We start from the raw sequence: 15130 nt of genomic DNA on the forward strand, positions 1-15130 counted from the left end.
CCGGGGCCGCACCGCCACGGGCCTCTGCCCGTCCCGAGCACCGAAGTGCCGGGCGGGCGGGGGCCGTTCAGTATCGCCGCTCGCCCATGTACGGCGCGGTGGAGCCGGTGCGCATGTCGCGGGCGCCACGGGCCCGGCGCCGGGCCTCCCGCGCCTCGGTGGCGGCGGCAGCCTCGATGCGCAGACCGTCGGCACTCGTGACGTCGCGACGCCGGTTCCTGCGGACGAGGACCCACACCAGTGTGGCGATGATCAGCAGCAGCACCGCGTCGACAACCAGAAAGAAAGCCATCAGACACCCCCGTTGTCCGGATGAGCCTCGATTGTCCGGCACACGGCGACCGTCCGCCAGAGGACCGGGGCCTTCCGCTACTGGCCTCCGGTCCCCCGAGGGGCGGCGGTCCTACGGCACGGGCGCCGAGGCCTCCACCGTCACCGCACCGTCCGCGAAGCCGGACACCCGCGGCGTGCCGTCCGCGTCGACCGCGACCTCGAACTCCCGCTCCCCCAGCCGCAGTCCGCGCGCCCGCAGCGGCACGTAACCGCCCGCCATGCGCGGACGGACCGTGAGCCGGCCGGACGGCACGTCGGCCTGAAGTCCCAGCACCGCCTGGAGCACCGCAACCGCCGAAGTCGCGGCCCAGGCCTGCGGCCGGCAGGACGCCGGATAGGGAGCGGGCCGGGTGTCGGTGCCCTTGCCGTGACCGGCGAAGAGCTCCGGCAGCCGCCCGTCGAAGGAGACCGACGCGCTCACCAGCCCCGCCGCCAGCGACTCGGCGACCGCGTAGTGACCGTCGCGTGCCAGGCCCTGGACGGCGATCGCCGTGTCGTGCGGCCACACGGTGCCGATGTGGTAGCCGAGAGGGCTGAAGCCGCCGGAGTCGGCGGCGAGCGTGCGCAGCCCGAAGCCCGAGTCGAGGTGCGGACCGGCCAGACGCGCGGCGACGAGACGGCTTTCCTCCTCGTCCAGCAGGCCGGTCCCCAGCAGGTGGCCGATGTTGGAAGTCAGCGCGTCCAGCGGCTGCTTGTCGCTGCCGAGCGCGATGGCGGGGTAGGGGCCGTCGGCGTCCTCGACCCAGAACCGCTCGCGGAAGCGGCCGCGCATCCGCTGCGCCCACTCCTCCCAGCGGTCGGCGTCCGGACGGCCGAAGGCACGCAGCAACTCGGCGGCGGCCAGGGCGGCTTCGTGTGCGTACGCCTGCACCTCGCAGAGGGCGACGGGCGGTTCGGCGAGGCGGCCGTCGCGGTGACGCACGGAGTCACCGGAGTCCTTCCAGCCCTGGTTGGACAGTCCGCGCCCGGTGCTGTCGACGTACTCGAGGAAGCCGTCCCCGTCGGCGTCACCGTGCTCGTCCATCCACACCAGCGCCGACTCGGCGTGCGGCAGGAGGCGTTCGACCTCTTCGGCGGGCATTCCCCAGCGCCAGGCGTCGTGCAGCAGTGTCACCCACAGCGGGGTGGCGTCGACCGTCCCGTAGTAGCAGGGCGGTACGGACAGGCCGTCGCCGAAGTCCAGCCCGTCGCGGCGTATTTCGTGGAGGATCTTGCCGGGCTGCTCCTCGGTCGCCGGGTCGCTCACGGCTCCCTGACGGCGCGCTAGGGTCCGCAGCGTACCGGCGGCGAGCCCGGTGCCCAGCGGGAGCAGCATGCGGGCCGCCCAGATCGAGTCCCGCCCGAAGAGGGTGAGGAACCACGGGGCACCGGCGGCGAGGAAGGTGTCGTTCTCCTCCAGCGGGTCGGCGAGCAGCAGCGACCGCAGGTCCGAGCACGACCGGGCGAACCAGTGGTCGAGCCCGCGGTCTGCCGTGGTCAGAGCGGCACCGGAGGCGAAGTCGGCGCGTGCACGTGCGGTCACGGGGAGGAACGCCGCGCCCTTCTCGTCCTCGATGACGCAGCGCACGGTCGCCTGCCAGCTCTCGCGTGCGCCGAGTTCGATGCTGTAGCGCAGCTCGGCCGTCCCGGCGGGCGCCTGTTCGACGGCATCGGGTGCGGGTGTGCACGACAGGCGCGAGGTCAGTTCGCCGTCGCTCCAGCTGAGTCCGTCCTCCTCCCGTACGGGGGTGATTTCGGCCACGCTGTGCCCGGACTTGATGGTCTCCATCGAGGCGAGGTCGCTCCCGGCGCGCAGCGTCAACAGCACCTGCACGGCGGTCAGGCCGGCGTTGTGGAGAGTGATCGTCTCGTTCAACTCGCCCGGTTCCACGGCGCGTCGGCGCTCCAAGGTGACCGCGGGGTCGGGGCTGTGCTCGGCCAGGCCGCGCAGCACCGTACGGAACGAGGCGCGTTCCGCGCTGTCGGGTCCGCCGCTGATGGGCGCGTTCGGCACGTCCTCGGCGCGAACGGTCAGCAGCGACAGGCCGCGGCGGTCCCCGTGGTAGAAGCCGTCGCAGCCCTCGCTGATCTGGCCGTCAGGGCGGGAGACCGCCATGCTCGGCGCACGGAGGGTGATGCACGCGTCGTGCAGGAACGGCTGGAGTTCCGCCGGCGGGGCGGAGGTGCTCGGCGCACCTGTGCCGTCCTGAGTCTTGACAGTTGTCTCCACGTGGGCGCAACCTCTCAGCCATTGGATCGATAAAACCGACCATAGCAAAGAGGTCAAGAGCCCAAATTGCCCTCTACGCCCGGTAGATCGTCCATGCCTGCCAGCCTTCGCCCCCGGGAGACCGCTTCATGCCGTCACGATCCGCTCCAACGCCGCCCGTGCCGGGCCAGGGTTCGGGTGCCGGTTCGGGCTCCGGCACGGGCCGGGACTCCGGTTCGGGCTCCGGTTCCGGCACGGGCCGGGACTCCGGTTCCGGTTCGGGCTCCGGTTCGGGTTCGGGCTCGGTCACGATGGCGATGGTCGCGCGGCGGGCCGGGGTCTCCACGCAGACGGTCTCCAACGCGCTCAACACCCCGGACCTCCTGCGGCCCGAGACCCTGGAGCGGGTGCGGCGCGCCGTGGACGAGATGGGCTACCGCCCGCACCGCGCGGCCCGTTCACTGCGCACGCGAGCGAGCAGGCTCATCGGCTTCGGGATCGCACCGGCGGGCCCCGGCAACATGGTCCTCGACCGGTTCCTGCACGCGCTGTCCGAGACGGCGGACGCTGCCGGGTACCGGCTGCTCCTGTTCGCCGCGGAGTCCGGGCAGCGCGAACTGGCCGCCTACGAAGAGCTCCTGGGCGAGCACGGCGTTGACGCCTTCGTGCTGAGCAACACCGCACACGGCGACCCCCGGCAGGTCTGGCTGGAGGAACGCGGCATCCCTTTCGTCGCCTTCGGCCGGATGTGGTCCGAGCAGGAGGTGGGCGACTGGGTCGACGTCGACGGCGCCGCCGGTACCGGGGCGGCCGTCGAACGGCTTGTCGCCGACGGGCACCGGTGCATCGGGTTCCTCGGCTGGCCGCCCGGTTCCGGTTCCGGCGACGACCGCGCGGAGGGCTGGCGCCGCACGCTGCTCGCTCACGGCCTGCCGACCGGGCACCGCGTGGACAGCGTGGACGACGTCGGCTCCGCCGCCCGCGCCGTCCAGCCGCTGCTCGACGCCGGTGTGACGGCGGTGGTCGCCGCCAGCGACACACTGGCGCTGGGCTGCTACCGGGCCGTCTCCAACTCGGGGGGCGTGCCCGGCCGCGACGTGTCCGTGGTCGGCTTCGACGACTCCGCCGTCGCCCCTCTCCTCTCCCCGCCGCTGGCCAGCGTGGCGCAGCCGCTCGGCGACGTGGGAAGGGAGGCGATGCGTCTGCTGCTGGCCCGCATGTCCGACCCGTCGAAACCTCCCGAGCGTGTGCTGCTGCCGCCCGCTCTCGTCGTACGAGCAAGCCTCGGTGCCGCCTCCGGCTGAATCCGCAGCCGGAGGCTGCACCCCACCGCACCGTCACCTCGAATCTCCGCATCAACTCCTCCAGGAGGCCCACATGTTCCGTCGCTCCACCGTGGCACTCACCGCCTGTGCGGTGCTGGCCACCACCACGACCGCGTGTTCGTCCGGCTTCGACAAGAGCAAGGACGGACCCGAGCAGGACAGCGGCAAGAGCCAGTCGCTGCGCGTGCTGATCGCCACCTCCGGTGACGCCGAGACCAAGGCCGTGAAGTCGGCGACGTCGGCCTGGGCGAAGAAGACCGGCCACAAGGTCACCGTCCAACTCGCGAAGGACATGGACCAGCAGCTGGCACAGGCCTTCGCGGGGAACCGGCCGCCGGACGCCTTCTACGTCAACTCCGACCAGTTCGCGAACTACGCCAGGGGCGGCTCGCTGTACCCGTACGGAGACAAGATCCCCGACGCGGAGGACTTCACCCCCGAGCTGCGCAAGGCCTTCACCTACAACGGCAAGCTCGTCTGCCTGCCCAAGGACTCCTCCACTCTCGGTCTCGTGATCAACACCGACAAGTGGAAGGACGCCGGGCTGACGGAGAAGGACTACCCCACCACCTGGGACGAACTGGAGAAGACGGCCGACAAGCTGACTTCCGGCAAGACCACTGGCCTGGTGACCACCAACGAGTACCAGCGGCTCGGGGTGTTCATGAAGCAGGCCGGCGGCTGGATCACCAACTCCGACGAGACGAAGATGACCGCCGACAGCAAGGAGAACGCCGAGGGGCTCGGCTTCGCGCGGAAGCTGCTGCGTTCCGGGTCGATGAAGTTCGCCAAGCAGGTGGACACAGGCTGGGCCGGTGAGGCGCTCGGCAAGGGCAAGGCAGCCATGATCATCGAGGGCAACTGGCTGGCCGGCGCGATGAAGGCCGACTTCCCCGACGTCGACTACAAGGTGCTGCCGCTGCCGGCGGGCCCCGAGGGCAAGGGAACCCTGGCCTTCAGCAACTGCTGGGGCGTGGCGAAGGAGAGCACGCACCACGAGGCGGCCGTCGACATGATCCGTCATCTCACCTCCAAGAAGGAGCAGTTGGCCTCCTCCGACGCGGTCGGCGTCATGCCCTCGCGCGGCAGCATCATGAAGACCTTCGCCGAGGAGCACCCGGAGTCCAAGGGATGGGTGGAGGGCAACTCCCACTCCCAGAGCCCCGTGACGGTCCCCGGATTCACCAAGGTCCTCGACCAGTTCAACGCCGATCTGCAGGGGCTGCGCACCGGCTCCCCCGCGGACATCCTCTCCACGCTGCAGCGCAACGGCGAGCAGGCGATCAAGAAGGGCGACTGACCCCGCATGCCGACCACTGTCACCGAGCGCCCGGCGCCGCCGCCCGCCAGGCGGCGGCCCGGCCTCCCGGGACTGCCCGGGCGCTCCCGGTCCCGTACGACCCGCGGACGTGAAGGACTGTGGGGCTGGCTCTTCGTGAGCCCCATGGTCGTCGGCCTCGGCCTCTTCATGGCACTGCCGATCCTGATGGCGGCGTGGGTCAGCCTGCTGAACTGGAACGGGCAGTCCAACCCGTTCACCCCGGACGCGGACTTCGTGGGGTTGGACAACTACCGCAGCCTGCTGGCCGAGGACGGGCTCGCGCGCTCGCTGCTCGCCACGTCGCTCCGGAACAACGCGTACTACGTGCTGCTGACCGTTCCGCTGCAGACCGCGCTCTCCCTCACCCTGGCGATCATCGTCAACCAGCGGATGCTGCGCGGCCGCGGCATGCTGCGCACGACGTTCTACTTCCCGTCCGTCACCAGCTCGATCGCGGTGTGCACCGTCTTCCTGTTCCTCTTCCAGGGCAGCGGAGCGGTGAACCAGATGCTGGGCTGGATCGGCCTCAAGGGACCGAACTGGTTCCAGGACTCGCGCGGAGTCCTGTGGGTGCTGATGGACAAGCTGGGCATCATCGACGGCAGCAGCCCGGGCGGTTTCCTCGCCGAGCACCGGATGATGGGGCTGCCCTTCTCGGAGTGGCTGGCCGGGCCGTCGGTCGCGATGTGCACCCTCATCCTCCTTGCCGTGTGGACGACTTCGGGCACGTTCATGCTGATCTTCCTCGCGGCGCTGCAGAACATCCCGCGCGAACTGGAGGAGGCGGCGGCCCTGGACGGAGCCGCACGGCGGCACGTTCTGCGGCATGTGCTGCTGCCCGCGCTGCGTCCGGTGCTGTTCCTGGTGACGACGCTCGGTCTGATCGCCACCTGGCAGGTCTTCGACCAGGTGTACGTGCTGGGGCAGGGCGAGCCCGCCAACACCACGCTCACGCCGGCGTTCCTCTCGTACTCGTACGGGTTCGACAACGCCGAGTTCGGCCAGGGGGCCGCCATTTCGTTCATCCTGCTGGGAATCGTGCTGCTGATGACGGGAGTTCAGCGCTTCCTGCTGCGCGAACGCGGAGGAGGCCGGGAGGCGCGGCGCATCGCCGCGTCTGCCGTGAAGCAGCCGGTCGCCGGCGAGGGGAAGGAGGCGCCGGGTGCGCACCACTGACAAGTCGCTCTCCACCGACGAACGACCGGTACTGGCCCGCTTCCCCCGCCCCGCGCGGCTGGCGGGCTACACCCTGCTGCTCGCCTTCGCCCTGCTGTACGCGCTGCCGTTCCTGGTGCAGCTCGCAACGAGCTTCAAGACGGACCCGGAGGCCGCCTCCCGCCCGCTGTCGCTGCTTCCGCACGCCCCGACGATCAGCGTCTTCGAGCAGCTGACGGGCTCGGACGACTCGGGGAAGGGTGTGCCGTTCCCCCGATGGCTGGGCAACAGCACCCTGGTCACCGTGGTCGTCACGCTGGGCCGCGTCCTCATCGACTCGGCGGCCGGCTACGCACTGGCACGGCTGCGCTTCCGCGGCCGGGCGCTGCTCGTCGGCTTCGTCATCGCGGTGATGGCGGTGCCGCCAGTCGTGCTGCTCATCCCGAAGTTCCTGGTCCTCAACACCTTCGGAATCTTCGACACCTACACCGGGATGATCGTGCCGCTGCTGTTCGACGCGGCGGGCATCTTCATCATGAAGCAGTTCTTCGAGTCCATACCGAAGGAGGTCGAGGAGGCCGCCCGGATCGACGGCGCGGGCATCGGGCGGATCTTCTGGTACGTGGTGCTGCCGATGTCGAAGCCCGCGCTGATCACCGTGACCCTGCTCGCGTTCCAGGGGTCGTGGAACGAGTTCACGCACTTCCTGGTGTCGACGCAGTCCAGCGAATACGAGACCCTCACCACCGGGCTCGCGCGGTTCGTCTCCGGCAGTCTGGGCGCCGGCACGCAGTATCCGCTGAAGCTGGGCGCGGCACTGCTGTCCACGATTCCGGTGGCGGTGCTCTTCTTCTGCTTCCAGCGCCACTTCATCCGCGGGGCGAACGCCGGTTCCGTGAAGGAGTGACCGCGGAGCGACGCACGGCGCTCCCGTCCCTGTGTGCGGGGGCGGGAGCGCTGAGCTGAGCTGAGCTGAGCTCAGCTGCGGTCAACAGGCCGGTGAGCGGCCCGGGTTGCGCCTCAGTCCGTCAGGTTGTTCGGACGGTAGGGCTTGTACTCGCTGCCGGAGTCCAGGCCGTAGTCCAGTACACGGTGGTCCGTGCCGTGGCCGCCCCGCTGCTCGAACGCCGAGTAGGCAGTGTGCGAGTCGTCGGTCCACTTCTCGAAGATCACCACGTGGCGCGTGGTGTTGGAACCGTCGGCGTCGATGAGCAGGTCACCGGGCTTGAGGTCGCCCAGGTTGATCGGCGTCGTCAGGTCCCGGTTGCCCGCCAGCTCGACGGTGTTGGGACCGGACTTCCACAGCCCCAGCGTCATCGACACGTAGCCGGAGCAGTCCTGCCGGTACCCGTCCGACCAGACCTCGGTCTGGCTGTAGGGGACCTGCGCGCCGCCGTTGGCGGTCAGCCAGGTGGCCGCGCGCTCCAGCATCTGAGCACGTGTGACCGCATCGGCCTTGGCGGACTTCTCGCTCTGGGCGGCCGCGGCGGGCTTCCCGGCGGGCGTCGCCGTCGCGGACGACGGCATGACCGCGAAGCCCAGAACGGCGGCGCTGCCGGCGGCCGCAGCGGCGAGCGATATTCGCGCCCTCCGGCTGAGGGACGTCAAAGACATTGTGCTCCTCTTGGTGGGGGGAGATGTGCTCGCTCCGGGCCACCGGCCCGAAGCACGCACATCCTGGTGCCGCCCTCCTCACGAACACCGCCACCGCATACGAACGTTCACCCGATGAGCACAAGTGGAATCGGGCATCGGAGCAGGAGTGCGTCTTGTACTGACACACATTCACCGCAGGTTCCGCAGGTTGACCCAGTGGAGCCGACACGGACTCCGGGGACGCCCGCGGCCGTCTGCTTCCGGCGTTTCTTTCGGACCGTCAGGGTCCCGACCTCAGACCGTCAGGGTCTCGACGGAGATCTGCCACAGCCTCGCGGCCGCCTCCGGATCGACCGCGAAGGGAGCGACGCCGCGCGCCGAGCCGGGTTCGCTGACCGGCGCCTCGTTGCAGTCCTCGAAGTAGCGGCCGCCGACGCCTTCCAGCAGTGAGGACGTCGCGAGGAGCACACCGGTCGCCGCGCCCTGACCGGCCGTCTTCCAGCCCGGAACGTCGCTGCCGGCCCCGGCCCGCAACCGCTCGACCTCCCCCTCGCCGACGTGACGCTGCAGACGGGTGCGGACGGCGCCCGGCATCGCGGAGTTGACGGTGATGCCGTCGCTCTCCCAGCGCTCCCACGCGCCGACGGCGAAGAGGGCGTTGGCCGTCTTCGACTGCGCGTAGGCGGCCCACGGGTCGTATCCGCGACTGCGGAAGTGGATGTCCTCGAACCACACGGGCGAGTTCAGATGCGAGCTGGAGGTGACGGAGACCACCCGCGAACCGCCCGCCTCCGCCAGCGCCCGGTGAAGTCCCACGGTGAGCGCGAAGTGGCCGAGGTGGTTCGTGGCGAACTGCAGCTCCCAGCCCTCCGGCGTACGCACCAGGGGCGAGGCCATGACTCCCGCGTTGTTCACCAGGATGTTCAGCGGTCCCTCCCACGCCGCCAGGAACCCCGCGACGGACTTGCGGTCGGTCAGGTCCAGCGGGGCGACGCGGACGTGTTCGTTGCCGGTGGCGGCGACGATCTCCGCGGCCGTGCGCCGGCCCGCCTCGACGTCGCGCACGGCGAGGGTCACCTGCGCCCCGGCACCGGCCAGCGTGCGGGCCGTCTCCGCGCCGATGCCGGAGGCACCGCCGGTGACGATGGCCCGGCGTCCGGTCAGGTCGATGCCCGCGACGACCTCGTCGGCGGTGGATTCGGCGGTGAAGGGAGTGCTGACAGGGGCGGTGTCGGTCATGGTCTTCCCGTCTCGCGCGGCGGTCCGGAACGGGAGGCCCGGCACTCTTCGGCACGCCGGAACTCCTCGGGAACCACTTCACCGGAGCCCACCCCGATCATCAAACGGGCCTGTCCGCCGGCCGGGCGAACGCGCACCTGTACGGATCAGCACCGTCCGGTCGCCGCAGGGCACCGGCCGGCACCGGCCGACCGGTGCCGAGGACGCCCGCGCGGCGCCGCAGCGGCACGGCCGCGGATTGACAGCGCTCCCCCCGGTGCGAACCTGGAAGAGCCGCTGCTCCTGCCCGGGACGAGGGCGGTCACGGCCGGCCGGCGGTGCCCCGCAGGGCATGCCGCTCAGAGGCCGGGCAGGAGCCCGTTCCCCCGACCCGACGGGAGCCACCCGATGGCACACACGACGCACAGCGCCCCGGGCAACGCCCGCACCGGTGCGGCCTCCGCAGTCGGGCCGATGAGGGCACCCCTGGCGATCTACCTCAACGACCACCTCGTCGGGGCCACCCTCGGGAGCGAACTCGCGCGCCGTGTGGCGAAGCAGCACGCGATGTCCGCCGCGGGAGCGACGCTGGTCCGCCTGGCCGACGAGATCGCGCAGGACCGTTCCACGCTGCTGCTGATCATGCGGGACCTGGGCGTACCGGTGCGCCGGTACAAGATGGGCGCCGGCTGGCTGCTGGAGAAGGCGGGCAGAACCAAGACGAACGGCTTCCTCGTGCGGCGGGCCCCGCTCAGCAGCGTCATCGAACTGGAGAGCCTGCGCCTCGGGGTCGAGGGGAAGCGGCTGATGTGGCTGGCGCTGCGCGCGATGGGAGGCCCGCAGTCAGCCGTCCTCGACGACGAGCAGCTGAGCCGGCTCCTCGACCGGGCGCAGGAGCAGTCCGGCACCCTGGAAGAGCTGCGGCTCAGGGCAGCCGCGGACGTTCTCTCGCGGTACTGAACCGCTGCTCCACGCTGACCAGTGGATTTCGCGTCACCCGTCGCGGTCGGGTCTTCGGTCCCACCGCCGGACCGGCCCGCGCGGTCTGAACGCCGGGCTGAACCACCGGGCTGAACCGCCAGACTGAGCCACCGGATCGGGCCGCCGGATCGGGCCTTCGGTGACGGCCTGCCCTCCCGCGGCTCGTCTCACTCCCGCTTCGCCGGGGGTGGCGGCGGGGCGGGAGCGCCCCGGGGAGGTGCGATCTTCGCGTGGCCGGCGCCGGTGCCCGCGGACTGTGCCGGGAGCTTCCCGGCGGCTCCGGCCGCCGCCGGCTCGTCCCCCCTGTTCTGCTGCGGCGGCAGCAGGGCGTCGCGGCGGGCCCCGGGGTCCCAGCCGCGGTCGACGACGCGCACTTGCATCAGCACCGCACCGCCGAGCACGAGCGCGCCGATGAGCAGCATCAGCACGACGCCGGCGGCCTCGCCCGCCTTGGCGGCGTTGCCGATGAGGGTTCCGAACCACCCGAAGTCCGCGTCTCCGAACGTCGTGTTCTCCTCGCCGAAGGCGCCGAGCACCTTCAGCAGCAGCGCGGGCAGGAAGCTGATCAGCACCCCGTTGAGGAAGGCGCCGATGACCGCTCCGCGCCGTCCGCCCGTCGCGTTGCCGTAGACGCCGGCCGCGCCGCCGGTGAAGAAGTGCGGCACGAGGCCCGGCAGTACGAGCGCGAGGCCGAAGGCGGGCCCGAAGACGGCGGTGAGCAGTCCGAGCGAGGCGAGGCCCCCGGTGAAGCTGGCGATGAACCCGATCAGCACGGCGTTCTGCGCGTAGGGAAAGACCATCGGCGCGTCCAGCGAGGGCACCGCACCGGGAACGACCTTCGAGGCGATCCCCTGGAAGGCGGGGACGAGTTCGCCGAGGATCGTGCGGACGCCGAAGAGGATGACGGCGACGGAGATGCCGAACTGCAGACCCTGCATGACGGCGCTCATCACGTAGTTGCCCGCGTCGGTCGCCGCCTCTCCCCCGCCGGCCGCGAACACCTTGAACGCGGCCTTCTCACCCGCCCTCGCAAGGTGGACCAGCGCCATCACGACGTAGATCAGCAGCATGGACAGGGCGGTGGCGACCATCGAATCGCGCAGGAAACGCAGCCCCTCGGGCAGGTTCATCTCCTCGGTGCTGCGGCTGCGCCGGCCGAAGAGCTGACCGGCAGCGCCCGCGGTGACGTAGCCGGCGGTGCCGAAGTGCCCCATGGCGATGCTGTTGTTGCCGGTGATGCGCTTCGTCCACGGGTGCGCGAAGGCCGGCATGGAGACGAGCATGACGGCCAGCAGCACACCGCCGAGGAGGACGACCACGAGCGACGTGAGTCCGGCCGTGGCGAGCACCATCGTGATCAGCGTGGCCATGAACAGGATGTGATGGCCGGTCAGGAAGACGTAGCGCAGCGGCGTGAAGCGCGCCAGCAGCAGGCTCAGCGCGAACCCGGTGATCATCAGCCAGGCGACGCGGGCTCCGAACTCCTCCTGCGCGATTCCGACGATCGCCTCGTTGGTCGGGATGACGCCGTGCGCGCCGGTCGAGCCCTGGATCATCTCCCCCAGCGGTGCCAGGGAGTCGACGACGAGGCCGGCGCCGGCGTTGATCAGCAGAAAGCCGAGGGCCGCCTTGATGGCGCCTCCGACGACCTGCCCGGCGGGCTTCCTCAGCGCGATGAGACCTGTGGCCGTGATCAGGCCGATCAGAAACGGAGGCCGGCTGAGGATCTCGTTCACGAGGAACTCAGCGGTGGAGATGAGCGGGCCCATGGGTGCCGCCTGCTCCCTTCCCGTCGTCAGACGTCGTAGGTGTCGCGGAGAGCACCGTCGACCTCGGCGGTGCTGGTGAAGTCTTCGATGACCCGGACGGGGACGCTGATGCCCGCCAGGGCCGAGGCGATCTCGCGTGAGGTGAAGACGGCGACGGCCTCGGACGCCTTGCCCTTCGCCGAGACGGTGTCGGTCGCCTCGACGGTCACGTGGGTACTCCAGCCCCAGCGCTGGAGTACCTGCTCCAGGGTGTTCTTCAGGAACAGGCTCGTGCCGAGCCCGTTGCCGCACACCGTGAGGATCTTGTGCATGCCCGCCGCGCCGCTCCGCCGTGCCGTCGTGCCGGAGCCCCCCGCGTCCTCCTCGTCCACGCGGGTGCCGGTCCCGGAGTCGGTCCCGGAGCCGGCGGTCTCGGGGCTCCCGGGGCTGCCGGGCTCGGAGCCGGCGTCCTCCCGGCGGCCGGCGAGCACGGCCAGCAGCGCGTCCGGTGTGGCGGCGTCCTTCAGGGCCTGCGCGGCCGCCGGGTCGGCCAGGAGCTTCGCCAGCCCGGCCAGCGCCGCCTGGTGGGCGCCCTGGTCCTCGGCGGCGAGTCCGACGACCAGTTCCACGGGGTCGTTGGACTCGTGCCCGAACTCCACGGGTTCGGCGAGCCGCACCCATGACATCCCGGTTCTCAGCACCGCGGGTGACGGGCGGGCGTGCGCGAGCGCGAAGCCGGGCGCGATGACGATGTACGGGCCGTTCTCCTCGACGTTCCGGATCATCTCCGCGGTGTAGTCGGCGGTGCCGGTGCCCGTCCGTGCCATCAGCTCGCCGGCGAGCCGCACGGCCGCGCGCCAGTCCCCGGCTTCGGCGTCCAGCAGCACGGCGTCACTGGGGAGGAGTTCACTCACTGTCGCCATGAGCGGATGGTTGCACGTTCACCGAGCTGCGGAAACGGCGGGTCCGGCAGACGGAACTCCCGTTCGGGAGGCCGCCTCAGCGGGCCCGCCAGCCCGTCCAGCGTTCGACGGCGATCTCCACGACCGGCCCCTGCGGAGGCGCCGGTCCGTACTGGCTCACGTACCTCTGCGCGAGCAGCTCCGCGTACGCGGAGGACGCCGGTGAACTCCCGGCGGGCGGCAGGACGCGCCCCTTGCCATCGGCCCGCGCCCACCACAGCCGCTCCCAGTCCTCGTCGTAGGAATCGACGAGGAGTGAAAGTGCGGGATTGGACCGGATGTTGGCGAGGCGCTTCAGCCGGTAGGACCGCTTCGGCTTGTGGTCGACGGCGAATACGACGACGTCTCCGGTCATGGCGAAGGTGACGGGGACGAGGTGCGGACGCCCGCCCGCGTCAGCGGTGGCCAGGACGGCGGACCGTGCCTGGGCGAAGCGTTCGCGCGCCTCGTCACCCGTCATGTCCGGCATGCCGCGCGGCCCCTCAGCCGAACCGTCCGGCGAGGGCCGCGAGCCGGTCGAGCACCTCGAGCGACTCGCCTTCCGGACGCGTCGGCAGATACAGCAGCATCCGCTCCACGCCCGCGTTGGCGTAACCCTCGACCGTCGCCGGATCGTCCGCCGCGCCGTACACCGTCACCGGGACCTCCCGGCCGGCCTTCGCACGCATCCGCTGGATCTGCGGCCCGAGCTCCTCGGGCGAGACGCGGTTGGCGAGCCACGCGTCCCCCAGGGCGGCGATCCGGCCGAAGGCGCCCTCGCCTCCGCCGACGTAGATGGGCGGGTGCGGCTTCTGCACGGGCTTCGGATACGACCATACGGGGTCGAAGTCGACGAACTCCCCGTGGAATTCGGCCTTTTCGGCCGTCCAAAGCTCACGGATCGCGCGCAGCCGCTCGTCGGCGAGGCGGCCCCGGGTCGACGGGTCGGTCCCGTGGTTCTCCATCTCCTCGCGGTTCCAGCCGACGCCGACGCCGAAGACCGCCCGCCCTCCGGAGACCAGGTCCAGGGACGCCACTTCCTTCGCCGTGATGATCGGGTCCCGCTGCGCAACCAGCGCGATGCCGGTGCCCAGCAGCAGCCGGTCCGTGACCGCCGCCGCCGCGCTCAGCGCGACGAAGGGGTCGAGGGTGCGGTAGTAGATCTCCGGCAGGTCGCCGCCCCCGGGATAGGGCGAGCGGCGCTCCACGGGGATGTGGGTGTGTTCGGCGATGAGCAGCGAGTCGAACCCGCGTTCCTCGACGGCGCGGCCCAGGGCGGCGGGGGCGATTCCCTGATCGGTGATGAAGGTCGATACGCCGAATTTCACGGTGGTTGTTCCCTTCCGTTCGCGTCGCTCGTGCTGCGCGCGTGCCGGTGACTCCTCCGGACGGCGGATGTACCCGCAATCGCGCCGTTCACAACAGCGCTTCCGGCGGCGGCGATCTTCCCGAAGACGCGAACGGGGCCTGTTTCCGCCGTGGCGGGCACCCGTGCGCGGTGTTTGTCCGCAGGAAGGAGCCGCTGTGAGCGAGAAGCCCAGGAAGAACACGAAGGACGCCAGGACCAGGACGAAGGGCGCCGGGACCGGGAAGAACGCGCAGGGCGGCAGGAGCGCAGCGGCGGGGAGGGACGGGAAGATCGGCGGGAGCGGAAGGCCGGACGCGCTCAGGCGCTACCGGGAGAAGCGTCACTTCGCCACGACGGCCGAACCCCGCGGCGCCGAAACCGAACCGTCGGAGGGCCGCGGCGGCTTCGTCGTGCAGATCCACGACGCGAGCACCATGCATTTCGACTTCCGCCTGGAGGTGGAGGGAGTGCTCAAGTCCTGGTCGGTCCCGAAGGGCCCCTCGCCCGACCCGCGTGAGAAGCGCCTGGCGATGCCGACGGAGGATCACCCGCTGGAATACCGGGACTTCGAAGGCGTCGTCCCGGCGGGAGAGTACGGGGCGGGCACCGTCATCATCTGGGACGAGGGCGCCTACCGGCCGCTCTCCGAGAACTTCGCGGAGGCCCTCCGGCACGGTCACGCGACCTTCTGGCTGGAGGGCAGGAAGCTGCGCGGGGGTTACGCGCTCACACGCTTCCGCGGTGGCGGCGGGGACGACGGCCGTGAGGCGTGGCTGCTGGTGAAGGAGACCGACGCACGCGCCGCACACGACGGCGGCACCCCCGATCCGCTCCGGGCGCGCTCGGCGCGTACCAGGCGCACGCTGAAGCAGGTGGCGGCGGAGGAAGGGGCCTGAGCGGACCGGCGGCCGGACCGCAGCCCGAACACGAAACGAGCACCAGCCCGAACATGAACACGAACACGAACACGAGGAAT

General features: G+C 71.0%; 14 protein-coding genes. 6 read left to right on the forward strand and 8 right to left on the reverse strand.

The genetic code is table 11. The annotated features are described in order from the left end of the window. Nucleotides 1–67: 67 nt before the first annotated feature. Together EV375_RS25365 and EV375_RS25370 are read right to left on the reverse strand one after the other, a co-directional pair. Complete coding sequence (locus EV375_RS25365) at nucleotides 68–292, reverse strand: hypothetical protein (RefSeq protein ID WP_130302274.1); 225 nt, start codon at nucleotides 290–292, stop codon at nucleotides 68–70. Nucleotides 293–403: 111 nt separating this feature from the next. After that, nucleotides 404–2542, reverse strand: a complete 2139-nt coding sequence (locus tag EV375_RS25370) for a glycogen debranching N-terminal domain-containing protein (RefSeq protein ID WP_207228457.1) — start codon at nucleotides 2540–2542, stop codon at nucleotides 404–406. Between the two features lie 128 nt (nucleotides 2543–2670). On the opposite strand from EV375_RS25370, the gene EV375_RS25380 reads away from it, so the two are divergent. From EV375_RS25380 to EV375_RS25395, 4 genes are all read left to right on the forward strand, one after another. Next, complete coding sequence (locus EV375_RS25380; RefSeq protein ID WP_486588800.1) at nucleotides 2671–3825, forward strand: LacI family DNA-binding transcriptional regulator; 1155 nt, start codon at nucleotides 2671–2673, stop codon at nucleotides 3823–3825. Nucleotides 3826–3898: 73 nt separating this feature from the next. Next, nucleotides 3899–5146, forward strand: a complete 1248-nt coding sequence (locus EV375_RS25385) for an extracellular solute-binding protein (RefSeq protein WP_130302277.1) — start codon at nucleotides 3899–3901, stop codon at nucleotides 5144–5146. A 6-nt stretch (nucleotides 5147–5152) separates the two neighbouring features. Beyond that, the gene (locus EV375_RS25390; protein ID WP_486588801.1) at nucleotides 5153–6343 is read left to right on the forward strand and encodes a carbohydrate ABC transporter permease; all 1191 of its coding nucleotides are present in this window, start codon (nucleotides 5153–5155) and stop codon (nucleotides 6341–6343) included. Continuing rightward, nucleotides 6330–7229: a carbohydrate ABC transporter permease gene (locus tag EV375_RS25395; protein WP_207228458.1), complete on the forward strand. Its 900-nt coding sequence runs from the start codon at nucleotides 6330–6332 to the stop codon at nucleotides 7227–7229. The genes EV375_RS25390 and EV375_RS25395 overlap by 14 nt, the downstream gene beginning before the upstream one ends. A 113-nt stretch (nucleotides 7230–7342) precedes the next feature. Here EV375_RS25395 and EV375_RS25400 read toward each other — a convergent pair whose 3' ends face one another. Both EV375_RS25400 and EV375_RS25405 read right to left on the reverse strand, forming a co-directional pair. After that, complete coding sequence (locus tag EV375_RS25400) at nucleotides 7343–7936, reverse strand: hypothetical protein (protein ID WP_130302278.1); 594 nt, start codon at nucleotides 7934–7936, stop codon at nucleotides 7343–7345. A gap of 276 nt (nucleotides 7937–8212) precedes the next feature. Then, on the reverse strand, nucleotides 8213–9157 hold the full coding sequence (locus tag EV375_RS25405; RefSeq protein WP_130302279.1) for an SDR family NAD(P)-dependent oxidoreductase: 945 nt from the start codon (nucleotides 9155–9157) through the stop codon (nucleotides 8213–8215). A 387-nt stretch (nucleotides 9158–9544) separates the two neighbouring features. Between EV375_RS25405 and EV375_RS25410 the strand changes: the two genes are divergently transcribed. Beyond that, complete coding sequence (locus tag EV375_RS25410; RefSeq protein WP_486588802.1) at nucleotides 9545–10096, forward strand: hypothetical protein; 552 nt, start codon at nucleotides 9545–9547, stop codon at nucleotides 10094–10096. Between the two features lie 188 nt (nucleotides 10097–10284). Here the strand turns inward: EV375_RS25410 and ulaA are convergent, their stop codons facing one another. The 4 genes from ulaA to EV375_RS25430 all read right to left on the reverse strand — a co-directional run bounded on the left by ulaA (nucleotide 10285) and on the right by EV375_RS25430 (nucleotide 14134). Next, entirely contained in the window at nucleotides 10285–11886 is a 1602-nt protein-coding gene (gene ulaA, locus EV375_RS25415; RefSeq protein ID WP_130302280.1) for a PTS ascorbate transporter subunit IIC, read from the reverse strand. 26 nt (nucleotides 11887–11912) lie between these two features. Continuing rightward, nucleotides 11913–12788, reverse strand: a complete 876-nt coding sequence (locus EV375_RS25420; protein WP_130302281.1) for a PTS sugar transporter subunit IIA — start codon at nucleotides 12786–12788, stop codon at nucleotides 11913–11915. Between the two features lie 76 nt (nucleotides 12789–12864). Next, a complete protein-coding gene (locus EV375_RS25425; RefSeq protein ID WP_130302282.1) occupies nucleotides 12865–13296 on the reverse strand; it encodes a TIGR03668 family PPOX class F420-dependent oxidoreductase in 432 nt (143 codons plus the stop codon). Between the two features lie 13 nt (nucleotides 13297–13309). Continuing rightward, a complete protein-coding gene (locus EV375_RS25430; RefSeq protein WP_130302283.1) occupies nucleotides 13310–14134 on the reverse strand; it encodes an LLM class F420-dependent oxidoreductase in 825 nt (274 codons plus the stop codon). Nucleotides 14135–14444: 310 nt separating this feature from the next. Here EV375_RS25430 and EV375_RS25435 point away from each other — a divergent pair, with 310 nt between their 5' ends. Beyond that, complete coding sequence (locus tag EV375_RS25435) at nucleotides 14445–15050, forward strand: DNA polymerase ligase N-terminal domain-containing protein (RefSeq protein ID WP_486588869.1); 606 nt, start codon at nucleotides 14445–14447, stop codon at nucleotides 15048–15050. Nucleotides 15051–15130: the final 80 nt, after the last annotated feature.

This window comes from Streptomyces sp. CNZ301, assembly GCF_004217425.1.